We start from the raw sequence: 25,917 nt of genomic DNA on the forward strand, positions 1-25,917 counted from the left end.
GCCGCTCGCTACGGTTTTGTCAGGCATTGTTCATTCCCTTGTTTTCCCTTCAGTCCCCCATTTTCACCGTTCGCTCCCTGTTTTTCGCCGCTGGTCGCAAGCCGGTGGCGTTGTTTGCGGCCGTTGGCTAAAGTACCACCATACCAGCAGCAGTCAACGAAACAAACTAACCAGGAGTTACATCATGAACGCACTGAAAAACATGGAAATCACCTTTGTCGCCGCCGCCATCATCGCCATCGGCGCCAGCTTCGCCACCGCCGGCGCGAATACCCTGGAAGTGAGCGCCAGCAGCACCGTGATCGCCCAGGCCGCAGACAGTACAATGCCTGTCGTTACCGTCAGCGCCCGCCGCCTGACGGCTGCCGAAAAAGCCGCGTTCATTTAAGCAATAAGCCAAGCAGAAAATGTAAAGCGGGCGCGAGTGCCCGGCCAGGCCGCCATGACGATGGTTGACCTTGCGCAAAACTCATCGAAGTGAACTGGGTCTTGGTACAATGAGTGCTTTCGATACATCGGCACCGCCATCCACCCATGATAGATATCCAACTTCTCCGTAAAGACATCGCCACCGTCGCAGAACGCCTGGCGACGCGCAAATTCCAGCTCGACGTGGCAGGCTTTACCGCCCTCGAAGCCGAACGCAAGGCGATCCAGACGCGCACCGAAGAGCTGCAGGGCAAGCGCAATGCGCTGTCCAAGCAAATCGGCATGTTGAAAGGCAAGGGGGAAGACACCTCGGCCGTGATGGCGCAAGTGGCTGGCCTGGGCGATGAGCTGAAAGCCGATGAAGCGGCCCTGACCCTGGTTCAAGCCAAGCTGAGCGATTTCATCATGGCCGTGCCGAATTTGCCGCATGAATCGTCGCCCCTGGGCACGGACGAGTCGGGCAACGTGGAAGTGCGCAAGGTCGGCACGCCGCGCACCTTCGATTTCGAGGTCAAGGATCACGTCGACGTGGGTGGCCCGCTGGGCCTCGACTTCGAAGTGGCTACCAAGCTGACCGGTTCGCGCTTTTCCGTCATGAAGGGCGGCATCGCCCGTTTGCACCGCGCACTGGCGCAATTCATGCTGAATACGCATGTGGACGAGCACGGCTACACGGAATGCTATACCCCGTACATGGTCAACGCCGATTCCTTGCGCGGCACGGGCCAGTTGCCGAAATTCGAAGCCGATCTGTTCTCGGTGAAAAAAGGCGGCGCGGAAGGCGAGGGCGAGACCTTCTACCTGATCCCCACATCGGAAGTGTCGCTGACCAACATCGCCCGCGATGAAATCCTGGCGCTCGATCAATTGCCCCTGAAAATGACGGCCCACACGCCATGCTTCCGCTCGGAAGCGGGCAGCTACGGCCGCGACACGCGGGGCATGATCCGCCAGCACCAGTTCGACAAGGTGGAAATGGTGCAAGTAGTGCATCCGGACACGTCGTACCAGGTGCTGGAAGAAATGGTCGGCCATGCGGAAGCCATCTTGCAGCGCCTGGGTCTGCCATACCGCGTGATGTCGCTGTGCACGGGCGACATGGGTTTCGGCGCCACCAAGACCTTCGACCTGGAAGTATGGCTGCCGGCGCAAAACACCTACCGCGAGATTTCGTCCCTGTCGAATTGCGAAGCCTTCCAGGCCCGCCGGATGCAGGCGCGTTTCCGCAACGCGGCCGGCAAGCCGGAACTGGCGCACACCCTGAACGGCTCCGGCCTGGCAGTGGGCCGTACCCTGGTGGCCGTGCTGGAAAACTACCAGCAAGCGGACGGCAGCGTCGAGATCCCGGCCGTGTTGCGCCCGTACATGGGCGGCCTGACGCATCTGAAAGCCTGAAAGGTTCAGGCAGCCCGGTGAATGGAAGGCGCAAAATAGTCCTTCCATTTTTTCAAGCGGCTGCTATAATCTTGCCTTCTCGCAGCAATGCGGGAGAGACCGCAGCAAATGGAGAGGTGGCAGAGTGGTCGAATGTACTTGACTCGAAATCAAGCGTACGTTAAATCGTACCGTGGGTTCGAATCCCACCCTCTCCGCCAGAACAAATAGAGAAAGCTCCCGCAAGGGAGCTTTTTTTATTTGTGGCGGCGAAGAGGAGCAAGGCGCCTGCGCGCCTTGCGCGTGGGATTCGAAGACGAGCGCGTACTCGCGCGAGGCTCCCCGAATCGTCAAATTGGTTTTCACGCGTGCGCCAAGGTGGCGTCTACAAAGGCGAGCCGCGCCTTGTACGAGGCTCCCCGAATCGCCCGATCAGTTTTTTGGTTTGGCTACCAGCCCTCAGTTGCAAATCGCCAATAAAACCCCTACCCAACCCAACAATCCCCATGCTAAAATAGCGCCTCGTTCAAACAGGCACGTCAGTTTGAACGAATAGACCGCAGTAAACGGAGAGGTGGCAGAGTGGTCGAATGTACTTGACTCGAAATCAAGCGTACGTTAAATCGTACCGTGGGTTCGAATCCCACCCTCTCCGCCAGAATACATAAGAGAAGCTCCCGCAAGGGAGCTTTTTTTATGCCCACAACAGATGCCAGCCACCAGCGCATCAAACCCAGGTAGAAAAACCGCCCAAAGCGCGCAGCGCAAGGCGTTTTTTCCTCCATTCAGACTTTGAAAGCCAGCGTCCCCACTACCGCAAGCTAGTGCACGAGCTTGGCCACCGCAAACGCGACGCCCGACATGGCAATGATCGTCCCCACGCACGACAGGATGACAGCCGACTTCGCCTCAGCCACATCTGACTTGGTCGCATAATTGGAGCGCACCACAGCGAGGTCCAGTTTCAAGCCACTGACATCCGTCTTGAGAACGCCGACATCGGTCTTGAGAGCAGCGACATCAGTTTTCAGACCAGCAACACCCACCTTGAGGCCAGTGACATCCGTTTTCAGGCCGGCAACATCCACCTTGAGACCAGCCACATCGACCTTTACATCCTTTACGTCCAGTTTCACACTGGCCATGTCTTTTGCCAGTGCGTTGACTTGCTCGTCCATGGCGCAATCCTCCGTGCTTGTCACTGCATGCTCCTCGCTTTTTTCACCGCTGTCAAACAGTGTCCCGAGGGTATCGCGCATGGCTTTGCTATTGCTTGCCAGGCGTTGCGCCAGCGCCGTCACGCGCTGCAAGTCGGCCATTCCTTCGCCCTGTAGCTGCTCCGTGGCAGTCTGCAATTCGACGGTGATCTGCTCGCTGAGACTGGCTGCGACCTGCAGCCACGCATCGATCTTGCGCTGGCGTGACTGTTGCGTCAGCGCGCCATGCCGCACCTGCGTATCGCTCAGCTTGTGCATGCTGTTCATGCTGCGTCCTCTTCGCGTTGGGGCCGATGCCGCCTACGCTACTCCTCGCCGATAGTGTCCGCCTTGACCCCGCTCACCCTATGGTAATCTACCGTATCCCCATCCTGCCCCCACCAATAAAGCAATGAGCCGATTCTGGAGCACCATCGTCAGCGAGCTGACCCCCTACATCCCGGGCGAGCAACCGAAACTGCCCGGCCTGGTCAAACTCAACACCAACGAAAACCCGTACGGCCCGTCACCGCAGGTGCTGGCCGCGCTGCGCGCAGCGGCCAACGACAGCCTGCGCCTGTATCCGGACCCTTCCGCCAGCGAACTGAAGCAAACCCTGGCCACTTACCACGGACTGAGCAGCGCGCAAGTGTTCGTCGGCAACGGTTCCGACGAAGTGCTGGCGCTGGCCTTCATGGCCTTGCTCAAGCACGATGCGCCGCTGCTGTTCCCGGACATCAGCTACAGCTTCTATCCAGTGTATTGCAAGCTGTACGGCATCGATTACCGCACGGTAGCGCTCGACGAGTCCATGCGCATCCGTCCGGAAGACTACCAGGGGCCGTGCGGCGCCATCATCTTTCCTAATCCCAATGCGCCGACAGGCGTGGACTTGCCGCTGGCCGGCGTGGAAGCGCTGCTGCGCGACCATCCCGACGCCGTCGTGGTGGTCGATGAAGCGTATGTGGATTTTGGCGGCGAGAGCGCCGTGTCCCTGGTCGAGCGTTATCCGAACTTGCTGGTGGTGCAGACGTTCTCGAAGTCGCGCTCCTTGGCCGGCTTGCGCGTGGGCAGTGCCTTCGGGCATCCTGACCTGATCGAGGCGCTGGAAAGAGTGAAGAACAGTTTCAATTCGTATCCGCTGGACCGGCTGGCCTTGGCCGGCGCCGTCGCGTCGCTGCACGACGAAGCGTATTTCCAGCAGACGCGCCAGGCCGTGATCGCCAGCCGGGAGCAACTGACGGCGGACCTGGCGGCGCTGGGCTTCGAGGTGCTGCCCTCGGTGGCCAATTTCGTGTTTGCCCACCACCCGCAGCATGACGCGGCGCAACTGGCGGCCGGCTTGCGCGCCCGCTCCGTGATCGTGCGCCATTTCAATGCGCCGCGCATCAGCCAGTATTTGCGCATCAGCATCGGCAACCCGGACGAATGCGCAGCCCTGGTGGCGGCGCTGCGCGACCTGCTGTGACGCCATGCTGACCTTCTTGCCTGCCAGCCTGGCCGATGGCGAGGCGCTGGCCAGCCTGCGCGTGGCTGCCATGCGTGCAAGCCTGGAGCGCATCGGCCGCTATGATCCGCAGCGCGCGCGTGATCGTTTCCTGGCCAGCTACGACCCAGCCCGCACCTGGCAGTTGCGCCATGACGACACGCTGGCCGGCTTCTATGTGTTGCGGCCGCAAGCGGACTATCTGTTGCTCGACCACCTCTACCTGGCGCCCGGCTACCAGCGGCAAGGCATGGGCGCGGCCGTGCTGGCGCGCGTGTTTGCAGAGGCCGATGCGGCCTGCAAGAGCGTGCGCGTGGGCGCCTTGCGCGGCAGCGAGGCGAACCGCTTCTATGTGCGTCACGGCTTCGTGCCCGATGGCGAGGAAGAGTTCGACCTGTATTATCGGCGCGCCCCCGCGCCTTGAGGCTGCCGGCGGCGACTGTTTGTGCAACAATAATCGGATTCATTCATCGACAGGACGGACAATATGGCAAAAGTGGCATTCATCGGTTTGGGCGTCATGGGTTTCCCCATGGCAGGTCACCTGGCGGCGGGCGGGCACGACGTCACCGTGTACAACCGCAATCCGGCCCGCGCGGCCGCCTGGCTGGAACAGCACAAGGGCAGCAGCGCCGCCACGCCGGCCGCCGCCGCTGCAGGCGCCGAGTTCGTGTTTACGTGCATCGGCAACGATAATGATCTGTATCAAGTCATCCTGGAAGAGGGCGGCTTGCTGTCCGCCATGGCGCCGGGCAGCATCCTGATCGACCATACGACGGCTTCCGCCGAAGCGGCGCGCACCATCCATGCGGCGGCGAAAGAGCAGGGCGTGTTCTTCCTCGACGCGCCCGTGTCCGGCGGCCAGGCGGGCGCGGAAAACGGCAAGCTGACCGTGATGGTGGGCGGCGATGCGGAAGCGTATGCAAGGGCCGAGCCCGTCATTGCGCTGTTCTCGCGCGCCGTCACCTACATGGGTGCTTCCGGTTCCGGCCAGCTCACAAAAATGGTCAACCAGATCTGCATCGCGGGCCTCGTGCAAGCCTTGAGCGAAGGCATCGCCTTTGCGGAAAACGCGGGCCTCGATGCGGCCCTCGTCGTCGACGTGATTTCCAAGGGTGCGGCGCAGTCGTGGCAGCTGGAAAACCGGGGCAAGACCATGATCGAACGCAAGTTCGACTTCGGCTTCGCCGTCGACCTGATGCGCAAGGACCTGGGCATCTGCCTCGCCGAAGCCAAGCGCAACGGCAGCGACTTGCCCGTGACGACCTTGACGGACCAGTTCTATGGCGAAGTGCAGCAGGCGGGCGGCAACCGCTACGATACATCCAGCCTGATTACCCGCCTGAACAAAAAGTAAGCTCTCAGGCTCATAGTTAAAGAGCGGCGCGTCCCTGCAAAGGGCCGCGCCGCTTGTCGTTTACGCCAGCATCAACCTTAAAACGTCAGTTTCCGGAACATCCGGTTTCGATTTTCATGGAAAAGCATGGACTTCGCTAGCTCATCGTGTATTATTAAAAAACGAGATGAAATGTCCCAATTTTTAAAACATTATGAGCGGACCCGCATGAAAACCAACTCCTCAGCGATAACACGCGTTGTCGACAAGAACATTCCCTACCTGTCTTCCGCCGTCGCCATCTGGCGCCCCCGCGCCGTGCTGCGCAGCTGGCCCGGCGTGGCCATCGCGCTGGTGATCGCCCTGTCGGCCACCTTTATTTCCAGCAATTACGGCGGCCCCCAGTTGCTGTATGCGCTGTTCTTCGGCCTGGCCTTCCACTTCCTCGCATCCGACCCCACCTGCAAGCCCGGCATTGAGTTTTGCAGCAAGGTGCTGCTGCGCACGGGCGTGGCCCTGCTGGGCGCGCGCATCACCTTCAACCAGATCGCTTCCGTGGGCGTGACGCCCTTATTGATCGTCGTCGGCGGCCTGGTCGCCACCCTGGGTTTCGGCTATATGCTGGCCAGGTGGCTGAAACGGCCCATCACGGAAGGGATTTTGTCGGGTGGTTCCGTGGCCATCTGCGGCGCCTCGGCCGCGCTGGCCATCTCGGCCGTGCTGCCGCAAACCAAGGAAAACGAAAAATTCACCCTGCTGACGGTGGTGGGCGTGACGTCGCTGTCCACCCTGGCCATGATCGTCTACCCGCTGCTGGTCAAGCTGCTGGGCTTTGACCCGACGGAAGCGGGCGTGTTCATCGGCGGCACCATCCATGACGTGGCGCAAGTGGTGGGCGCCGGCTACCTGGTCAGCAACCACACGGGCGACGTGGCCACCTTCGTGAAATTGACGCGCGTCGCGTGCCTCGTGCCCGTCGTGCTGGGCCTGTCGATCATGTTCAAGCGCAAGGATGGCAAGAGCGAAGTCGATGCGCCGCCGCTCGTACCGTTCTTCCTGATCGGCTTTGTCTGGCTCGTCATCACGAACAGCCTGGGCCTGATCCCGCAGGAAGTGAATGGCTGGATCAACAATGCCTCGCGCGCCTGTCTCGTCATCGCCATCGCCGCGCTGGGCGTGAAAACGTCGTTCCAGTCGCTGGCCTCGCTGGGCTGGCGTCCCGTGATCATGCTGGTGATGGAAACGGTGTGGATTGCCGCCTTCGTCGCCATTGCCGTCCTGCTGACGCGCTAAGCGAAGCGGGCCCGCCATGAAGATCCTCGTCCTCGGCGCCGGCGTGGTCGGCACGGCATCGGCCTGGTATTTGCGCCAGGCGGGCCACGACGTGCGCGTGCTCGAGCGTCAGGCGGGCGCCGCGCAGGAAACCAGCTTCGGCAATGGCGGGCAGATATCCGTCTCGCATGCGGAACCGTGGGCCAATCCCGCCACCCTGCGCAAGGTTGTGAAATGGTTGGGCAAGGACGATGCGCCGCTGCTGTTCCGGCCCCGCCTGGATACGCTGCAATGGCAATGGGCCTTGCACTATCTGCGCGAATGCCTGCCGTCGCGGGTGGCGCGCAATATGCGCCAGATCGTCGCCCTGGCCGAGTACAGCCGGCAGAGCCTGCAAGCCTTGCGGCGCGAGACGGGCATCGCGTATGACCACCTGGAGCGGGGCATCCTGCATTTTTATACGGACCAGCAAGAGTTTGACAAATCGCAAGCGGGTGCCGCGCTGTTGCGCGAGCTGGGTTGCCCGCGCAACACCGTCAGCGCCGATGAAGTGATACGGTTGGAACCTGCCCTGGCCCATGCCCGCCGGCACATCGTCGGCGGCGATTTCACGGCCAGCGACGAGTCGGGCGACGTGCATCTGTTTACCACGGCACTGGCGGCCCGCGCCGCCGCTGTCGGCGTGGATTTCCAGTACGGCACCGCCGTGACGCGCCTGCTGGCGGACGGCGAACGCATCACGGGCGCGGAATGCATCGATGCGCACGGGTGCCACCGCCTGGAATACGCGGACGCCGTGGTGGTGGCCATGGGCAGCTTTTCCGCGCCCCTGCTGCAGCCGCTGGGCATACGCTTGATGTTGTATCCGGGCAAAGGTTATTCCGCCACCTATCCCATCCTTGACCCGTCCGCCGCACCGACCGTCTCGCTGACAGACGATGGCCATAAATTGGTGTTTTCGCGCCTGGGCGAGCGCCTGCGCGTGGCGGGCACGTGCGAGCTGAACGGCTACACGCGGGAACTCAATCCCGTGCGCTGCGCCGCCATCACGCGCCGCGTGCAGGCGCTGTTTCCCCACGCCTGCGATTACAGCGACCCCGTCTACTGGGCCGGCCTGCGCCCCCTGACGCCGTCGAACGTGCCCTACATCGGCACCACGCGCTACCGCCAGCTGTTCCTCAACACGGGTCACGGCACCCTGGGCTGGACCATGGGCTGCGGCGCGGGCAGGGCGATCGCCGACCTCGTGTCGGGACGCCAGCCGGAAGTCGATTTTGCGTTTTGCGGCGAGCCGCCCCGGCAAGAGACCGCTTTGGTTCAACTTAGGAGAGCACCACGATGAGAGACGACGCCACCCCCAGCCAGCCACCCAGCGGCCTGACCCTGGCCGGCACCACCTACCAGTCGCGCCTGCTGGTGGGCACAGGTAAATACAAGGATTTCGAGGAAACGCGCCTGGCCATCGAAGAGAGCGGCGCCGACATCGTCACCGTGACGATCCGCCGCGTGAATATCGGTCAGGAAAAGGGCGAGCCGAACTTGCTCGACTTCATCCCGCCATCGAAATACACGATCCTGCCCAACACGGGCGGCTGCTACAACGCGCGCGACGCCGTCTACACCTTGCAGCTGGCGCGCGAGCTGCTGGGCGGCCACCCGCTGTGCAAGCTGGAAGTGCTGGGCGATGAAAAGACCTTGTTCCCGAACATGCCGGAAACCTTGAAGGCGGCCGGGGAGCTGGTGCGCGACGGCTTCCAGGTGATGGTGTATTGCAGCGACGACCCCATCCAGGCGCGCATGCTGGAAGACCTCGGCTGCATCGCCGTCATGCCGCTGGCGTCACTGATCGGTTCGGGCATGGGTATTTTGAATCCGTGGAACTTGTCGCTGATCATCGAGCAAGCCCGCGTCCCCGTGCTGGTCGACGCGGGCGTGGGCACGGCGTCGGACGCGGCCATCGCCATGGAACTCGGTTGCGACGGCATCCTGATGAATACCGCCATCGCGGCGGCGCGCGAACCGATACGCATGGCGCGCGCCATGAAACTGGCAGTGCAGGGCGGGCGCGAGGCTTACCTGGCCGGACGCATGCCCCGGAGAGCGAACGCCATGAGCGCTTCGCCCTCGTCGCCGATGGCCGGGCTGATCGCCTGAGCCACCGCATTTACCCGCAATTGCAGCACCGTAGTCGATTATCGTTTCAAGCGTTTATAAAAACCACAATACCTGGAGATGACATGAAACACACACTCGTAGCGGCAGCCATCCTGGCCTCCTTCTTCGCCGGCAACGCCAGCGCCCAATCGTCCGTCACCGTGTACGGCTTGCTCGACGCGGGCCTGACGTCCGAACACGGTGGCGCGGACGGTTCCGTCACCAAGCTGGCCACCGGCGTGCAGTCGGGCAGCCGCATCGGCTTCAAGGGCACGGAAGACCTGGGCAATAATCTGAAAGCTAACTTCTTGCTGGAAAATGGCCTCGACCTCGACACGGGCGCCAACCGCCAGGGCGCCTTGTTCGGACGCAAGGCTTACGTGGGCCTGTCGGGCGGCTTCGGCGCCGTGAACCTGGGCTTGCAGCACAACCCGCTGTTCACCGCGCTGGACAATATCGACCCGTTCGAGACGGGCATGACGGGCGCCTCGATCAACCTGATGAGCGTGGCCAGCCTGCGCACGAAAAATTCCATCATGTACGAGACGCCGAAGGTGAACGGCTTGTCGGCCGCCGTCATGTACGGCCTGGGCGAAAAGCCGGACAGCAACACCCTGGGCCGCACCATCGACTTTTCCATCGATTACGCCAACGGCCCGCTCGTGCTGACCCTGGCCCACGACAACCGCAAGGACACGCCGCTGAACACGGCGAAAGTCACCTTGCTGGGCGGCACCTACGACTTCGGTCCCGCCAAGCTGCACGCCGCGTATGAAACGGACAAGGACGATGCGGGCACGGATTTCCGCAACTACATGCTGGGCGCGTCGGCCCCCGTGGGTGCGGCGGGCAGCGTGATGGCTTCGTACATCCGCAAGGATGACCGCACGAATGCGCGCCGCGGCGGGCGCCAGTTGGCCATCGGCTACACGTATGCCTTGTCCAAGCGCACGAATCTGTACACCTCGTACGGCCGTATCAGCAACGATGGCGCGGGCACCAACTTCGTCGGCGATGCATCGAGCGGCGGCAGCGTGCCCTTGCCTGGGCATAACTCGAGCGCCTTTACGGCCGGCATGCGCCTGAAGTTCTAAGCGCGACGGCGCAGCGAGGGATGGCGGCTTGTCTGTTGCGGATAAGCCGCCATTGTTGTTTCAGGAGTGGGGCAAAGTCACGGATTCCGGATTCAGGAATGAAACAGTCCGATTTTTCATGAAATTTCATTGACAGCGCATTTCGTAACCGTTAAATTGAGTACGTATTTCAAATATCGGAACAAAATATACCGATTTTTCATAAAACTGTAAGGAGACTGAGCCATGACCGATTTGTCCGACCAAAAAGCCGCCGCCGCAGCGATACCTGTAGGCCCGCAAAAGATGACGCCTTCCGAAGCGTTCGTGGAAACCCTGGCCGCCAATGGCGTGACCGACATGTTCGGCATCATGGGCTCGGCCTTCATGGATCCGATGGATATCTTCGCCCCGGCCGGCATCCGTTTGATTCCCGTCGTGCACGAGCAGGGCGCCGGTCACATGGCCGACGGCTATGCGCGCGTCTCGGGCCGCCACGGCGTGGTCATCGGCCAGAACGGCCCCGGCATCAGCAATTGCGTCACGGCCATCGCCGCCGCCTACTGGGCGCACACCCCCGTCGTGATCATTACGCCGGAAACGGGCACGATGAGCATGGGCCTGGGCGGCTTCCAGGAAGCGAACCAGTTGCCGATGTTCGAAGAATTTACGAAATATCAAGGCCACGTGACGAATCCCGCCCGCATGGCGGAATTCACGGGCCGCTGCTTCGACCGCGCCATGTCGGAAATGGGCCCGACGCAATTGAACATCCCCCGTGACTATTTCTATGGCGAAATCAAGGCGGAAATCCCGAAACCGAACCGCCTGGACCGTGGCGCCGGCGGCGAGCAAAGCCTGAACGATGCGGCGGAATTGCTGGCCAAGGCCAAGTTCCCCGTGATTATCTCGGGCGGCGGCGTCGTCATGGGCGAAGCCATCGAAGAGTGCAAGGCCCTGGCCGAGCGCCTGGGTGCCCCCGTCGTCAACAGCTATCTGCACAATGACTCGTTCCCCGCCAGCCATCCGTTGTGGTGCGGCCCGCTCGGCTACCAGGGGTCCAAGGCGGCCATGAAACTGATCGCCCAGGCCGACGTCGTCGTGGCCCTCGGTTCGCGCCTGGGACCGTTCGGCACCTTGCCGCAGCACGGCATGGATTACTGGCCGAAAAACGCCAAGATCATCCAGATCGACGCGGACAACAAGATGCTGGGCCTGGTCAAGAAAATCTCGGTGGGCATCTGCGGCGACGCCAAGGCCGCCGCGAAAGCGATTATTGCCCGCCTGGATGGCAAGAAGCTCGATTGCGACGCCACGCGCGACGAGCGCTATGCCACCGTGCAAGCCGAAAAGGCGGCATGGGAAGAGGAATTGACGAACTGGACGCATGAAAAGGATGCGTACAGCCTGGACATGATCGAAGAGCAGAAGAAAGAGCCGGGCAACTATCTGCACCCGCGCCAGGTCTTGCGCGAGCTGGAAAAAGCCATGCCGGAAGACGTGATGGTGTCGACCGACATCGGCAACATCAACTCGGTGGCCAACAGCTATTTGCGCTTTGAAAAGCCGCGCAGCTTCTTTGCGGCGATGAGCTTTGGCAATTGCGGTTATGCCTTCCCGACGATTATCGGCGCCAAGGTTGCCGCGCCGCACCGTCCGGCCGTGTCGTATGCGGGCGACGGCGCCTGGGGCATGAGCTTGATGGAAACGATGACGTGCGTGCGCCACAACATTCCCGTGACGGCCGTGGTGTTCCACAACCGCCAGTGGGGCGCGGAAAAGAAAAACCAGGTGGATTTCTACAACCGCCGTTTCGTCGCCGGGGAACTCGACAACCAGAGCTTCGCGGAAATCGCGCGGGCCATGGGCGCCGAAGGCATCACGGTCGACAAGCTGGAAGACGTGGGCCCGGCCCTGAAAAAGGCCATCGACATGCAGATGAATGAAGGCAAGACGACCATCATTGAAATCATGTGCACGCGCGAGCTGGGCGACCCGTTCCGCCGCGATGCGCTGAGCAAGCCGATCCGCCACCTGGACAAGTACAAAGACTACGTGTAATCAGTCTGCCCGATCCTTGTATGACCCCGGCAATCGCGCCGGGTTTTATGTGCCGGAATCATGTTTCATGTCTCATGCTTCATGCTTGCGTGGTTCCGGCATTTTTTTACCGAATTGGAGTCGCCATGAAAGCCCTGCACCGCATCATCGCGCAAGCCCGCGCCGTGCCGAAAAACATCGTCTTGTGCGAGGGCGGCGACGTGCGCGTGCTGCAGGCGGCCGCGCGTGCGGCCAGCGACGGCCTGGCGCACATCACCATCGTCGGCAAGCCGGCCGCCATCCTGGCCCTGGCGCGCGAACAGGCGCTGGACCTGGATGCCGTGCGCCTGGTCGACCCGGAAACGTCCGACGAGTCGGAACACTATGCCCAGCAATTGTTTGTGCTGCGTCAAGCCAAGGGCATGACGGTGGAGCAGGCGAGGATCGCCGTGCAAGATCCCTTGTGCTACGCCAACCTGATGGTGCGGCTGGGCGACGCGGACGGTTGCGTGGCGGGCGCCGTGCACACGACGGCCGACGTGGTGCGCAGCGCCATCCAGATCATCGGCGTCGATCCGGCCTTCAAGCTCGTGTCGAGCTTTTTCCTGATGATGCTGTGCGAACCTTTCCACAGCCTGAAGGGCGGTTTCATCTTTTCCGACTGCGCCCTCGTCGTCGACCCGAAGGCGGAGGAATTGGCCGACATCGCCATGGCCGCCGCCGACAGCGCGCAAGCCTTGCTGATGGAAGAGCCGCGCGTGGCCATGCTGTCATTTTCCACCAGCGGCAGCGCCCACCATGCGGCCGTCGACAAGGTGCATGCGGCAACGGACCGGGTCAAGGCCCAGCGTCCGCTGCTGGCCATCGATGGCGACGTGCAGCTCGATGCGGCCATCGTGGCCGAGATTTCGCAAAGAAAAGTCAAGGATTCCGTCGTCAACGGCCGCGCGAACGTGCTGGTGTTCCCGAACCTGGACGCGGGCAATATCGGCTATAAATTGGCCGAACGCATGGGCGGCGCCGTCGCCATCGGTCCCTTGCTGCAAGGCTTGAACAAACCGGCCAACGATCTGTCGCGCGGTTGCTGCGCTGACGACGTGTATAACGTGATTGCCGTCACGTCCGTGCAGGCCCAGGGTGGGCGCTGAGTTGTTCAGCCTGCCCGTGCTGGCGCTGCTGGGCGTGGTGGCGGCGGGCACGTATTTCCAGACCGTCACGGGTTTCGGACTGGGCATGATCGTCATGGGCGTGGCCAGCGGCCTGGGCCTGGCGTCCGTGCCCGCGCTGGCGGCCCTCGTCAGTTTGTTGTCCCTGGCCAATTGTCTCGTGGCCTTGCCGGGCGCCTTGCACCACCTGGACTGGCGCGCCATCCGCGCCGCCAGCATCGGCTTGCTGCCGGCCATGGCGGCCGGTGTCTTGCTGTTGGGATACCTGGACCAGGCGTATGCGCCCATCCTGAGACTCTTGCTGGGCGCGGCCATCGTGTATGGCGGCGTCAGCATCCTGCTGCAGGCGCCGCCGGGACCGGGCGCGGCCGACAAGCGCAGCTTCTTCATCAGCGGCGTGTGCGGTGGCCTGTTCTCGGGCCTGTTTTCGCTGGCGGGACCGCCGCTCGTGTACCAGTTTTATCGCCAGGAAATGAGTCTGACCACCATCCGTTACAGCCTGATCTTCCTGTTCGCCATCAGCGCGGGCGGGCGCTCGCTGATGGCGGGCAGCCAGGGCCAGCTCGATGCGAAAGTATTGCTGCTGTGCACGCTGGCCTTGCCCGTGGGCGTGCTGGCCACGATGGCCGGCAAGCGCTATCCGCCGCCGATCGCCCAGCGCGGCATGCGCCGCATCGCGTTCGCCGTGCTGGCCGCCATCGGCATTTCGCTGATGGCGGCGGCCGTGCCGCAATTGCTGCGCTAGGCCTTGAACGTCAATAAAGGTTTCAGGCGGGCCACCGATTGCAGCAAGCCCGCTTCCTCCTGCGCGGCGATGACGGGACCGATCTTTTTATACGCCATCGGCGCTTCCTCGACGCGGCGCTCTTCGCGCAAAGTCACGCACTGGAACGCCATTTCGTCGCCGCCCACCGTGGGCCGCATGGCGCGCATGGCCTGGCGGCGGATGCTGCGTCCCGCGCCGTGCGAGCACGACCACAGCCAGTCGGGATTGCCCATGCCCGTGGCCACATAGGAATAATCGCCCATGGAACCGGGGATCAGCGCCAGGTCGCCTTCGCGCGCGGGCGTGGCGCCCTTGCGGTGGATGTTCATGCCGTGCTCGCGCAGGATGACGTTGTGCGGCACGTCCACCACCAGGCGGGATTGATCCTGCGCAAACACCTGCGCCAGGCTGTCGCGCACCAGCTCGGCCAATACCATGCGGTTGACCCAGGCATAGCGCGACGCCACGCCCATGGCGTCCATGTATTCGCCGGCCAGTTCGCCCGTCAAGCCGTACAGGCCGGACTTCGGATGGCGCACGCCTGCCGGCCACGCCTCTTTGGCACGGTCCATCCAGCGGCTACCGACAAAAAAGCCCACGTCGCGGCTGCCGCTGTGGATCATGACGACCACTTCGCCGGGCACCAGTCCGTGCCGGTACGCGGCATGGCGGTCCATGACGGCATCGACCAGCTGGATTTCCACGAAGTGGTTGCCCGATCCCGTGGTGCCCAGGCTGGGATCGCGTATCACTTCGCGCGTGCCCACCAGCGCTTCGGGCGCATGGCGCAAGCCCCCGCCCAGTTCGCGCAAGGCGATGCAATCGTCGAGCTCGCGCAGCAAGCGCTGCTTGTCGACCCGTGGCCACAAGCCCTCATTGTGCAGGCTGTCGATGAACGCTTCCGGCCCCACGTCGAACAGGGCGGCAAACGCTTTCGAGCGCAGCGGCACGTTGCGGCCGTCTTCCAGCAGCACATGTTTGAGCTTGGCGAGCAGCTGCGGCTTGCGCGCCTCGAACTGCGCCAGGGTCAAACCCGTCGTGATCAGACGCATGCCGCAGGCGATGTCCGTGCCGGGGATGGCGGGGATCACCATGTCGGGGCTGGTGGCGACGATGCTGCCCACGGGCGCGATGCTGCCCGGGTGGAAGTCGGGCGTGGCGCACGCTTTGCAGACATGGCCATCCTGGCCCGGCACGGCGACGGCGGCAAACTCCATCAGCTGGCGCACGGCTTTTTCCTCGAGGGGAAAGTTGTGGGGCAGCAGCACGGACGCCTGGGCGTGCGGATTGCTGAGTGTATAAATGCCGTCGGCATAGGCGACAGCGATGCCCTGGCGGCGCAAGGCTTTTTGTAATCTGGATAGGGGAAACACGATTCTGCTCCGGAAATAACGAATGCACGGCCCTTTTGCAAGGGCCATGTTTGTTTTCCACGCAGCAGCGACAGGAAGTGCCGCCAGCTTAGCAAATTTTGTGCCGCTTGCAAAGCCGCCGGCCCCGACAGTGCGCGCAAGAGGGCGCACGATACGCAGCGCCACTTGCAAAATAATCAAACAGCCTTTATATTCGCGGTTCTTTCTCGAACCTCTTCCTTATTGGAGCCAAAAGTGCCTCGCTTCTTCGCCATCACCTGCTAACGCTGACGAAATGCTCTCTGCAGCATCGTTCGGCGCGTTGACGCCCCCGATTGCTGCGGCACTGTTTTTGCTCTCTCCGCACACGTATCCGAGACGCTAGTCTCGATCGTCCACGCCCGAACACGTCGTCAGCACCCCTGACCCTGTATGGACACGCCCCGGTGAACGCGGCGTGGGACGCTATGTTTTTACAATCTTTGCCCTTATTCAAATACCCGCGCACGCCGCACCTGGAAGGCTCGCGCCTGCAGGATGGCGACGACAGCTCCGACCAGATGCCCCTGAAAAAGCTGGCCGGCCGGTACGTCGTCATCGAGGAAAAAATCGATGGCGCCAACTCCGCCGTGTCGTTCAGCGACGCGGGCGAGGTGCTGCTGCAGTCGCGCGGCCATTACCTGGCGGGCGGCGGCAGCGAACGCCAGTTCAACCTGTTGAAACCGTGGGCGCATGCGCATGAACACGCCTTGCTGCACCTGCTGGAAGATCAATTTGTGCTGTTTGGCGAATGGTCTTACAGCAAGCATTCCGTGTTTTACGACCGGCTACCCCATTACTTCAACGAGTTCGACGTGTATTGCCGCCGCACGCAGATGTTTTTATCGACGGCGCGCCGCCACGCCATGCTGGCCGGCTCGCCCGTGCTGTCCGTCCCCGTGCTGTACGCGGGATTGATGCCGACTTCGCCGAAACAGCTGTGGCAGCTGCTACGCCATTCGCTGGCCAAGTCCCGCCTGTGGCGCGACGCTTTCGAAGGCGTGGTGGCGCGGGAACGCCTGCCGCTGGATCTGTGCTGGAAGCAGACGGACAAGTCCGACCACGCGGAAGGCCTGTACCTGAAGGTGGAAGACGACGAGCAGGTGCTGGCCCGCTACAAGCTGGTGCGGCATGACTTTACGCAAACCATCCTCGACAGCGGCTCGCACCACAGCACGCGTCCATTGATCCCGAATCTGCTGGCCGAGGGCGTCGACCTGTACGCGCCGCAGCCGCTGGTGACTTGGGAGAGCCTGGGCTTGCACACCTGCCAGTCGCTGGACGAACTGGCAACATTTTCAAGGAGTACTAGATGAACTGGAAACAGTTACAACAACTGGTGCCGCCGGCGGGCCAGTCGCCCGATTTCAACGCCTGCCTGGCCGCCTTCCCGCAGCTGGAGCTGGCGAAGACGACGCCGCAAAACCCCGTGTATCACGCGGAAGGTGATGTGTGGACGCATACGATGATGGTGGTGGAATCCCTGCTAGCCATGCCCGATTACCAGCAAGCCACGCGGGCGCAGCAGGAAATCGTGTTCCTGGCCGCCTTGCTGCACGACGTGGCCAAGTGCAGCACCACCGTGATCGACCCCGTCACGGGCGCCATCGGCCAGCCCGGCCACTCGCGCAAGGGCGCCCTTGATGCGCGCATCGCCCTGTGGGATGTGGATGTGCCGTTTGCCGTGCGCGAGGAAATCTGCCGCCTGATTAACGTACATCAAGTGCCCTTCTTCGCGCTGGAAACCTCGCGGCGCGGCGTGACGCCGGAATTTACCGTGCGCGAACTGTCGTGGCAAGTCGATATCCATTTGCTGGCCATGCTGGCCGAGGCCGATATCCGCGGCAGGATCTGTCCCGATCCGCAGCGCATTTTAGATGCCATCGAGCTGTTCCGCGAACTGGCGCGCGAGGAGGGCTGCTATGGCCAGCGCCGGGTGTTTGTCGACGATCACACGCGCGTGAAATATTTTCGCGGCGCCGAGGCGCATCCCGATTATTCCCTGTTCCAGGAGCCGGGCTCGCACGTGATCGTCATGTCGGGCTTGCCCGCGTCGGGCAAGAATACATGGGTGGAGAAGCACCATCCGCGCCTGCCCGTCGTCTCCTTCGACGATGCGCGCATCGCCTTGGGCTTGAAGCACGGCAAGAACGAAGGGCAGGTGGGCGACTATGCGGAAGAGCGGGCGCGCGAACTGTTGCGCAAGGGTGAACCGTTCGTGTGGAACGCCACGCATTTGTCCAGGCTGATGCGCGAAAAGACGCTCAACCTGCTCTATAAATACCATGCGCAGGTGGAACTCGTGTATCTGGAGCAGCCGCGCAAGGAGCTGCTGCGGCGCAACGGCCAGCGCGACACGTCGCTCAGCAACAAGAAGTTGCAATCGATGCTGTGGAACTGGGAAATCCCGCTGCCCATGGAAGCGCATGCCGTGCGGTACGAAGTTACTTGAGTGATTGGCGTTTGCATCCACCGAGCAACTGCGCGATCTCGCTGAACAGCTCATTGTTCAGCGAGGCGGGCAGGGTGGTGGCCAAGCTGCGGCTGTAGTAGGCGCCCAGGTCCAGCCCCAGTCCCAGCCCGCAGATTTCCACGGCGCCCTGCGCTTCGCGGCGCGCCACTACTTGCTTTAAATGTTGCGCCAGATAAAACTCGTCGTTGGCCAGATTCGTGGCTGTATCCATCGGGCAACCGTCGGATACGACGAGCAAGATGCGCCGCCGTTCCGGGCGCGCCAGCATGCGCGTGCACGCCCAGTCCACGGCTTCGCCATCGACGCCTTCGCGGTACAGGTCCGCTTTCAGCAGGGCCGCGATGTCGGGCCGCGCGCGGCGCCAGCTCGTATCGCCATCCTTGAAGACCATGTGCACGAGTTCGTTCAAGCGGCCCGGCTGGGCGGACGAGCGGGCGCGCATCCAGTCGCGCTTGACACGTCCCCCGTTCCACGCGCCCGTCGTAAAACCCAGCAACTCCGTGGCGATGCCCGCCTGGTCCAGCGCGCGCAGCAGAATGTCGAGCAGCACGGCCACGGATTCCGCATGCGTCTTCATGGAGCCGGAGCAATCGACGAGGAAGGTGACGAGGCAATCGGCGTGCGGCAGGAATTGTTCCTTGCGGAACAGCCGGCGCTCTGACGGCGAACTGATCAGCTGAGCCAGGCGCCGGCCATCGATATAACCCTCTTCCTCGCCGAACGACCAGCCGTCGCGTTGCGGCACGGCCAGCAGTTGCGTGAAACGCCGCGCCAGGCGGGCCGTGTTGATGCCCAGGCTGGCGATGCGCGCATCCATGCGTTCGCGGTATTCGAGCAGCAGGGCGCGGCGTACCAGTTCGCCCGCTTTTTCTTCGCGGTCATAAGCCGTGGAGTACGCCTTGTAGGCGCCCTTGCCATCTCTGAAGGTGCGGCTGTCGCCCAGCGGGGCGGCATCGGGCAGGTGGTCGTTGTCGCTGTCGAAATCGAGCAGCAGCTTGAAGGCCGCCTGCGCCCTGGCGTCGCCCGCGTCGTCCTGGTCGCCTTCGCGCTTCGCCTGCGCCTCCTGCAGCATGGCGTCGACGGCGTGGGCGATGGCCAGAGCGTGGCGCGCAAATGCCGCCTGGTCCGTTCGATGGCGGCGCAAGCCGGCCAGGTCACCGCTCAGTTGCGAAGACACGGACCAGCGCGTCGCCTCGATGAAATCTTCCGTCTTTTCCAGCACGGGCCTGGCCGTCAGGCGCGACCAGCACATCTGGAAAACCGTGTACAACAGCAAGCCCGACGCGCCTTCGGCCAGGCCGGAATCGTAGAACGCGTGCGACCAGGCCGTGAAACGGTGGCGCAGGTTGTGCGCCACGCCCGCATGTTGATCTGGCGCAAGCGTTTCCACCCTGAGCTGTTCCAGCAATTCGAAGACGAGCCGCGCCACGGGTTCCACCGGGCACAAGGACTTGTGCAAGGCGGCGTCCGTGTGCAGCAGGCGCAGGGCCACGCTGTCGGCCGCGCCCCGCAGCGAGGGCAAATCCTGCAGCGCGGCATCGGGCTGCAGATGGGCGGAGTGGATGGGCAGGGGGCGGTGGCCGTCGTGCAGGCGCTGGCCCCGGTAGCGGATGGAGGCAACGCCGCTCAGCGCGCGGATGGCGCCCGCGCACAACTCGTCCGTTTCCTGCTGCTCGCGCGTGTAGGGCGCAGGCGCGGTCGCTTCCGTACTCATGCCTGGCTCGCCAGCAATTCCTCATTGAAACAGCGCTGGTAATACTCGGCCACCATGGGCCGCTCGGCCTCGTCGCATTTGTTGAGGAAGGACAGGCGGAAGGCCAGCGCCGGGTCGCGGAAGATCTGGCAATTTTCCGCCCAGGTAATCACCGTGCGCGGCGACATCAGGCACGCCAGGTCGCCAGCCGCATAACCGTGGCGCGTCAGGCTGGCCACTGCCACCATGGCGGCTGCCAGTTGGCGGCCCGCCTCGTCGTTCATGGCGGGGACCCTGGCCAGCACAATCTCGGCTTCTTCCGCCTGCGGCAAATAGTTCAGGGTGGCAACGATGTTCCAGCGGTCGATCTGCGCGTGATTGAGCACTTGCGTGCCGTGGTACATGCCGTTCAAGTTGCCGAGTCCCACCGTATTCGACGTGGCGAACAGGCGGAAGTGGGGATGCGGCGTGATGACCCGGTTCTGGTCGAGCAGGGTGAACTTGCCGTCGCGTTCCAGAATGCGCTGGATGACGAACATCACGTCGGGGCGGCCCGCGTCGTACTCGTCGAAGATCAGGGCCACGGGGCGTTGCAGCGACCAGGGCACGATGCCTTCCTGGAATTCCGTCACCTGCTGCTGTTCGCGCAGCACGATGGCGTCCTTGCCGACCAAGTCCAGGCGACTGATGTGGCCGTCGAGGTTGACGCGCACGCAAGGCCAGTTCAGGCGCGCCGCCACTTGCTCGATGTGCGTGGACTTGCCCGTGCCGTGCAAGCCTTGCACCATCACGCGGCGGTTGTGGGTGAAGCCGGCCAGGATCGCCAGGGTCACATCCTTGTTGAAGCGGTAGGCGGGGTCGATGTCGGGCACGTGCGGGTCGCGTTCCGTGAAGACGGGCACGAGCAGGTCGCTGTCGATGTGGAACAGGCTGCGCACGGACTGCAAGGTTTGCGCCGCTGCGGCGGGGGGATGTTGGCGTGAATCTGGCACCTTGTTCTCCTGTGAAACCGCAGCGGGGGCGCTACGGGGTTATGAATTACCTGCCTGCAATGCGTCGTCGTCCCCGCCCGTCGTCGGCATGGTTTCCGATTCGATGGCGGCCAGGGCTTGCGCGGCGCGTTGCAATGCTGGCAAGAAATGTAAAGCCTTGTCGTGCGTCAAACGGATGATGGGCGCCTGGATGGCCACGGCCAGGTTCGAGCGACCGTTCGGGTTCGGCACCAGCACGGCCACGCACAGCAGGCCGGGCAAGAATTCCTCGTCGTCCAGCGCATAGCCGTTGCGGCGCACCAGTTCCAGTTCGCGTTCCAGCTTGACGGGGTCCGTTTCCGTCTTGTCCGTAAAGCGCGTCAATTCCATGTGGCCCAGCAGGCGGCGCCGTTGCACGGGCGTCATTTGCGCCAGGAACAGCTTGCCGCTGGACGAGCAGTGGGCCGGCACCCGCGAACCGGGATGCAGGTAGAAGCGCAGCGGGGCCGCCGTTTCCACCCGGTCCAGGTACACGACTTCGCTGCCGCTGAAGGCCGTCAGGTTGCAGCTTTCGCCCACTTCCTCGACCAGCTGGCGCAAGACCATGCGGCGGGCGCCATGGAAAGTGTTGTTAATCAGTAGGTTCGACGCGAGGCGGCGCAGGCGCACGCCCGTGCTGTAGTGGCGGCCATCGCTTTCGCGCTGCAGCACGCCCACGCTTTCCAGCTGTTGCAGCATGCGGTGCAGGGTGGGCTTCGGCAAGCCCGTTTCTTCCACCAGCGCTTGCAGCGACAGCAACTGGTCTTTTTCGGCAATCACTTCCAGCAAGGCAAACAAACGCATCGTGGGCGTGTCGCCTTCCAGTTTTTCCGGCTCAAGTTTTGGGGATGAAATCATGTCCATGGTGGCCTCGGTTGGGTAGCTCTGAGTGTGACGTCAGCTTATTTCATTTTCGAACTCAAATTGTACCGTTTCCTTGAAAATCTGTTTGACTTTTGATTGCCGAACGCTTAAATTGAATTGTATATCAAATTTCGGAACAAAATATACCGATTTTTGATAAATTAATTGATAATTCGCTGCACTTCATCACCACAGACCAGGAGACACCCATGAATGACATGACCGAGCAAAAAGCCGCCGCCGCAGCGGCCATCCCCACCGGCCCGCAAAAGATGACGCCTTCCGAAGCGTTCGTGGAAACCCTGGCCGCCAATGGCGTGACCGACATGTTCGGCATCATGGGCTCGGCCTTCATGGATCCGATGGATATCTTCGCGCCCGCCGGCATCCGCCTGATCCCCGTCGTGCACGAGCAGGGCGCCGGCCACATGGCCGACGGCTATGCCCGCGTTTCGGGCCGCCATGGCGTCGTCATCGGCCAGAACGGCCCCGGCATCAGCAATTGCGTCACGGCCATCGCCGCCGCCTACTGGGCGCACACGCCAGTCGTCATCATCACGCCGGAGACGGGCACCATGAGCATGGGCCTGGGCGGCTTCCAGGAAGCGAACCAATTGCCGATGTTCGAGGAATTTACGAAATATCAAGGCCACGTGACCAATCCCGCCCGCATGGCGGAATTCACGGGCCGCTGCTTCGACCGCGCCATGTCGGAAATGGGTCCGACGCAATTGAATATCCCACGCGACTATTTTTATGGCGAAATCAAGGCGGAAATCCCGAAACCGAACCGCCTGGACCGCGGCGCGGGCGGCGAGCAAAGCCTCAACGACGCGGCGGAATTGCTGGCGAAGGCCAAGTTCCCGGTGATCATCTCGGGCGGCGGCGTCGTCATGGGCGAAGCGATCGAAGAGTGCAAGGCCCTGGCCGAGCGCCTGGGCGCCCCCGTCGTCAACAGTTACCTGCACAATGACTCCTTCCCCGCCAGCCATCCGCTGTGGTGCGGCCCGCTCGGCTACCAGGGTTCGAAAGCGGCGATGAAACTGATCGCCCAGGCCGACGTTGTCGTGGCCCTCGGTTCGCGCCTGGGACCGTTCGGCACCTTGCCGCAGCACGGCATGGATTACTGGCCGAAAAACGCCAAGATCATCCAGATCGACGCGGACAACAAGATGCTGGGCCTGGTCAAAAAGATTTCAGTGGGCATTTGCGGCGACGCCAAGGCGGCCGCCAAGGCGATTATTGCCCGCCTGGATGGCAAGAAGCTCGATTGCGACGCCACGCGCGACGCACGCTATGCCACCGTGCAAGCGGAAAAGGCCGCGTGGGAAGAGGAATTGACGAACTGGACGCATGAAAAGGATGCGTACAGCCTGGACATGATCGAGGAACAAAAGAAAGAGCCAGGCAACTACCTGCACCCGCGCCAGGTCTTGCGCGAGCTGGAAAAGGCGATGCCGGAAGACGTGATGGTGTCGACCGACATCGGCAACATCAACTCGGTGGCCAATAGTTACTTGCGCTTTGAAAAGCCGCGCAGCTTCTTTGCGGCGATGAGCTTTGGCAACTGCGGCTATGCCTTCCCGACCATCATCGGCGCCAAGGTTGCTGCACCGCACCGTCCGGCCGTGTCGTATGCGGGCGACGGGGCCTGGGGCATGAGCTTGATGGAAACGATGACGTGCGTGCGCCACAACATTCCCGTGACGGCCGTGGTGTTCCACAACCGCCAATGGGGCGCGGAAAAGAAAAACCAGGTGGATTTCTACAACCGCCGCTTCGTGGCAGGCGAGCTGGACAACCAGAGCTTCGCGGAAATCGCGCGGGCCATGGGCGCCGAAGGCATCACGGTCGACAAGCTGGAAGACGTGGGCCCGGCCCTGAAAAAGGCCATCGACATGCAGATGAATGAAGGCAAGACCACCATCATCGAAATCATGTGCACGCGCGAGCTGGGCGACCCGTTCCGCCGCGATGCGCTGAGCAAACCGATCCGCCACCTGGACAAGTACAAAGACTATGTTTAATTAAGTGAGCCAGCCTGTGGGAATGGGCTGTGACCAAATTCTCACAGATTGTCACGAAAGCATCATAATTTCATTAAAGAATACAAGGCGTCCCGTTTTTTTGAATTATTTGATTTGACAAGGCCATGCTTAAGGCTTAAATTCAATAAAAGACAAAAAACGGAACGTAGCGTATCAAAAACGATTTACGGAGACAACCATGAACCACCCTGTACCGCACACTGACGCCGTCACCACGGACTTCCTGCAAGCGTTCGGCGATGCCTGGAACCGCCACGATATCGACGCCCTGATGGCCGCCATGGCCGACGATTGCGAATTCCACGCCGTGGCCGGTCCGGAACTTCTGGGCAAGAGCTTCATCGGCCGCGACGCCGTGCGCGCCGGCTTCGAGCTGGCATGGCAAACCTTCCCCGACGCGGCCTGGCTCAACCCCGTGCATTTCGTCAGCGGCGAGCGCGGCGTGACGGAGTCGACCTTTGCCGGCACCAAGGCGGACGGCACGCGCATCGAAGCGCGCATGGTCGATATCTTCACTTTCCGCGACGGCAAGATCGCAGTCAAGAATGCTTTCCGCAAGGATCGCCCACCCGTCGTCACAGTCTGAGCCAGCACGTTCACCAGGAATGACCATGAACAAACCTGTCGACACCCCGCCTGGCGTAATGGGCAACAACAGCACCGCCGCCCGCTCGCCCTACGACCCCGCCTTCGATCCGCTGGTGGCCCAGCGCCCCGGCCATGGCAATGCCTACGCGCCCACCTACTGGATCGGCACGGCCGGCGAGCCGCCCGCCGACGACGGCCCCATCACGCATGACATCGACGTCGACGTGGCCATCATCGGCTCGGGTTTTACCGGCCTGTCCTGCGCCATCTTTTTGGCCCAGGAACACGGCATCAAGGCCACCGTGCTGGAAGCGAACCGGGTCAGCTGGGGCTGCAGCACGCGCAATGGCGGCCAGGCCCAGTGCACGACGGGCCGCCTGAAGCGTTCGCAGTGGATAGACCGTTATGGCCTGGACACGGCCCTGAAACTGCACGCGGAAGTGTGCGACGCAATGGAAACGTTCAAGAAGATCACGGCCGACATCGATTGCGACCCGCAGCCGGGCGGCCACCTGTACATCGCCCACAAGGCGAAAGCCATGCCCGCGCTGGAAAAAGAAGCCAAGGTGATGCGCGAGATCTTCAAGTACGACGCCCGCATCCTCGACGCCGACACCGTCAAGCGCGAGTACGTCGACGACAAGGAAGCGGCCGGCGCGCTGCACGAGCCGGAAGGCATCGGCATCCATGCGGGCAAGCTGGCCTTCGGCTACCTGCGCAAGGCGCGCGCGCTGGGCGCCAAGGTGCATCCGTCCAGCCCCGTAATGGGCTGGGAAACGCGCAATGGCGTGCATTATCTGCAAACGCCGGGCGGCGTGGTGCGTGCCCGTTCCGTGGCCGTGGCCACGGGCGGCTACACCTCGCCCCACCTGCATCCGCAAGTGAAGAACCGCTTGCTGCCGATTCTGTCGAACTCGCTCGTCACGCGCCCGCTGACCCCGGCGGAAATCGAGGCGTGCAACTTCCGCACCCACCAGGTGATCACGGATACGCGCATCTTGCGCCACTACTACCGCTTGATGCCGGACAACCGCGTGCAGATCGGCAGCCGCAGCGCCATCACGGGCGCCGACGCGCCGGACGACAAATACAAACAGTTTTTGATCAACGATCTGCACCGCAAGTTCCCCGCGCTGACGGGTATCGGCATCGATTACTCGTGGTGGGGCTGGGTCGACGTCAGCCACGACATGATGCCGCGCATCGTGCAACCGGACCCGAAGCAATCGATCTTTTATTCGCTCGGTTACGGCGGCAACGGCGTCATGTACTCGGCGCAGGCGGGCCGGCGCATGGCCGAGCGCATCGCGGGCAAGGCCAGCGACACGGGCTTGCCGATCTTCAATTCGAAATTGCCGTATCCGAACATGATGGAACTGGTCGAATCGCAAGCGTTCGCCCCGTTCCGCCGCCTGGGCCAGCGCTTCCTGTACCGCTGGTATCACTTGAAGGATGAAGTGTTTTAAATAGTAATAGCAGTAGCCGTACTAAGCCGCCGTATGAGTTGACATAGAGCAACCAGCGGCGCCTCCCGCAAGGGATGAGATTGCCCGCACGT

Annotated in this window: 22 protein-coding genes and 2 tRNA genes; 19 read left to right on the forward strand and 5 right to left on the reverse strand. The window is 62.6% G+C overall.

The genetic code is table 11. The features are described from left to right. Positions 1–184 precede the first annotated feature (184 nt). The 4 genes from O0879_RS24300 to O0879_RS24315 all read left to right on the forward strand — a co-directional run bounded on the left by O0879_RS24300 (position 185) and on the right by O0879_RS24315 (position 2,461). Positions 185–388 (forward strand): hypothetical protein, encoded by a 204-nt coding sequence (locus O0879_RS24300; protein WP_070254934.1) that lies wholly within the window; start codon positions 185–187, stop codon positions 386–388. Between the two features lie 146 nt (positions 389–534). Then, a complete protein-coding gene (gene serS, locus O0879_RS24305) occupies positions 535–1,824 on the forward strand; it encodes a serine--tRNA ligase (protein WP_251351832.1) in 1,290 nt (429 codons plus the stop codon). Between the two features lie 110 nt (positions 1,825–1,934). Beyond that, positions 1,935–2,024, forward strand: a tRNA-Ser gene (locus O0879_RS24310). Between the two features lie 347 nt (positions 2,025–2,371). Beyond that, a tRNA-Ser gene (locus tag O0879_RS24315) sits at positions 2,372–2,461 on the forward strand. A 163-nt stretch (positions 2,462–2,624) separates the two neighbouring features. On the opposite strand, the gene O0879_RS24320 is transcribed toward O0879_RS24315, so the two are convergent. Beyond that, on the reverse strand, positions 2,625–3,287 hold the full coding sequence (locus tag O0879_RS24320; protein ID WP_289919196.1) for a hypothetical protein: 663 nt from the start codon (positions 3,285–3,287) through the stop codon (positions 2,625–2,627). 124 nt (positions 3,288–3,411) lie between these two features. Between O0879_RS24320 and hisC the strand changes: the two genes are divergently transcribed. The 10 genes from hisC (at position 3,412) to O0879_RS24370 (ending at position 14,271) form a co-directional block, all read left to right on the forward strand. Beyond that, on the forward strand, positions 3,412–4,467 hold the full coding sequence (gene hisC / locus O0879_RS24325) for a histidinol-phosphate transaminase (protein ID WP_289919197.1): 1,056 nt from the start codon (positions 3,412–3,414) through the stop codon (positions 4,465–4,467). Positions 4,468–4,471: 4 nt separating this feature from the next. Then, a complete protein-coding gene (locus O0879_RS24330; RefSeq protein ID WP_289919198.1) occupies positions 4,472–4,909 on the forward strand; it encodes a GNAT family N-acetyltransferase in 438 nt (145 codons plus the stop codon). 63 nt (positions 4,910–4,972) lie between these two features. Beyond that, on the forward strand, positions 4,973–5,842 hold the full coding sequence (locus tag O0879_RS24335; RefSeq protein WP_099664806.1) for an NAD(P)-dependent oxidoreductase: 870 nt from the start codon (positions 4,973–4,975) through the stop codon (positions 5,840–5,842). 207 nt (positions 5,843–6,049) lie between these two features. Continuing rightward, positions 6,050–7,114: a YeiH family protein gene (locus O0879_RS24340; RefSeq protein WP_251352042.1), complete on the forward strand. Its 1,065-nt coding sequence runs from the start codon at positions 6,050–6,052 to the stop codon at positions 7,112–7,114. A gap of 16 nt (positions 7,115–7,130) precedes the next feature. Beyond that, positions 7,131–8,435, forward strand: a complete 1,305-nt coding sequence (locus tag O0879_RS24345; RefSeq protein ID WP_289919199.1) for a D-amino acid dehydrogenase — start codon at positions 7,131–7,133, stop codon at positions 8,433–8,435. Next, entirely contained in the window at positions 8,432–9,247 is an 816-nt protein-coding gene (locus O0879_RS24350) for a thiazole synthase (protein WP_289911914.1), read from the forward strand. Before O0879_RS24345 ends, O0879_RS24350 begins: the two co-directional genes overlap by 4 nt. 83 nt (positions 9,248–9,330) lie before the next feature. Next, a complete protein-coding gene (locus O0879_RS24355; RefSeq protein WP_289919200.1) occupies positions 9,331–10,341 on the forward strand; it encodes a porin in 1,011 nt (336 codons plus the stop codon). A gap of 225 nt (positions 10,342–10,566) precedes the next feature. After that, entirely contained in the window at positions 10,567–12,381 is a 1,815-nt protein-coding gene (gene xsc / locus O0879_RS24360; protein WP_289919201.1) for a sulfoacetaldehyde acetyltransferase, read from the forward strand. Positions 12,382–12,506: 125 nt separating this feature from the next. Beyond that, positions 12,507–13,508, forward strand: coding sequence for a phosphate acetyltransferase (pta, locus tag O0879_RS24365; RefSeq protein ID WP_099664801.1), 1,002 nt, complete (start codon positions 12,507–12,509; stop codon positions 13,506–13,508). Position 13,509: 1 nt separating this feature from the next. After that, positions 13,510–14,271: a TSUP family transporter gene (locus O0879_RS24370; protein WP_289919202.1), complete on the forward strand. Its 762-nt coding sequence runs from the start codon at positions 13,510–13,512 to the stop codon at positions 14,269–14,271. On the opposite strand, the gene O0879_RS24375 is transcribed toward O0879_RS24370, so the two are convergent. Then, the gene (locus O0879_RS24375; protein WP_289919203.1) at positions 14,268–15,665 is read right to left on the reverse strand and encodes an RtcB family protein; all 1,398 of its coding nucleotides are present in this window, start codon (positions 15,663–15,665) and stop codon (positions 14,268–14,270) included. The two genes, O0879_RS24370 and O0879_RS24375, sit on opposite strands and share 4 nt — an antisense overlap. 446 nt (positions 15,666–16,111) lie before the next feature. Between O0879_RS24375 and O0879_RS24380 the strand changes: the two genes are divergently transcribed. Together O0879_RS24380 and O0879_RS24385 are read left to right on the forward strand one after the other, a co-directional pair. Further along, on the forward strand, positions 16,112–16,999 hold the full coding sequence (locus O0879_RS24380) for an RNA ligase family protein (RefSeq protein ID WP_289919204.1): 888 nt from the start codon (positions 16,112–16,114) through the stop codon (positions 16,997–16,999). After that, positions 16,996–18,135, forward strand: coding sequence for an AAA family ATPase (locus O0879_RS24385; protein WP_289919205.1), 1,140 nt, complete (start codon positions 16,996–16,998; stop codon positions 18,133–18,135). The genes O0879_RS24380 and O0879_RS24385 overlap by 4 nt, the downstream gene beginning before the upstream one ends. Here the strand turns inward: O0879_RS24385 and O0879_RS24390 are convergent. The 3 genes from O0879_RS24390 to O0879_RS24400 are packed head-to-tail and all read right to left on the reverse strand — an operon-like array spanning position 18,128 to position 21,723. Further along, positions 18,128–19,870 (reverse strand): cobalt chelatase, encoded by a 1,743-nt coding sequence (locus O0879_RS24390; protein ID WP_289919206.1) that lies wholly within the window; start codon positions 19,868–19,870, stop codon positions 18,128–18,130. The two genes, O0879_RS24385 and O0879_RS24390, sit on opposite strands and share 8 nt — an antisense overlap. Further along, positions 19,867–20,841 (reverse strand): AAA family ATPase, encoded by a 975-nt coding sequence (locus O0879_RS24395; RefSeq protein WP_289911903.1) that lies wholly within the window; start codon positions 20,839–20,841, stop codon positions 19,867–19,869. Before O0879_RS24395 ends, O0879_RS24390 begins: the two co-directional genes overlap by 4 nt. 39 nt (positions 20,842–20,880) lie before the next feature. Then, entirely contained in the window at positions 20,881–21,723 is an 843-nt protein-coding gene (locus O0879_RS24400; protein WP_099664793.1) for an IclR family transcriptional regulator, read from the reverse strand. 218 nt (positions 21,724–21,941) lie between these two features. Between O0879_RS24400 and xsc (O0879_RS24405) the strand changes: the two genes are divergently transcribed. The 3 genes from xsc (O0879_RS24405) (at position 21,942) to O0879_RS24415 (ending at position 25,825) form a co-directional block, all read left to right on the forward strand. Continuing rightward, entirely contained in the window at positions 21,942–23,750 is a 1,809-nt protein-coding gene (gene xsc / locus O0879_RS24405) for a sulfoacetaldehyde acetyltransferase (RefSeq protein ID WP_289906731.1), read from the forward strand. Positions 23,751–23,949: 199 nt separating this feature from the next. Continuing rightward, positions 23,950–24,357 carry a nuclear transport factor 2 family protein gene (locus O0879_RS24410; RefSeq protein WP_289906548.1) on the forward strand — a complete coding sequence of 136 codons (408 nt, stop codon included), beginning with the start codon at positions 23,950–23,952 and terminating at the stop codon, positions 24,355–24,357. A 58-nt stretch (positions 24,358–24,415) separates the two neighbouring features. Next, positions 24,416–25,825 (forward strand): FAD-dependent oxidoreductase, encoded by a 1,410-nt coding sequence (locus O0879_RS24415; RefSeq protein WP_289912235.1) that lies wholly within the window; start codon positions 24,416–24,418, stop codon positions 25,823–25,825. The last annotated feature ends 92 nt before the right edge of the window (positions 25,826–25,917 follow it).

Origin of the sequence: Janthinobacterium sp. SUN120, assembly GCF_030397735.1 — a bacterium.
GTDB classification, from domain to species: domain Bacteria; phylum Pseudomonadota; class Gammaproteobacteria; order Burkholderiales; family Burkholderiaceae_D; genus Janthinobacterium; species Janthinobacterium kumbetense.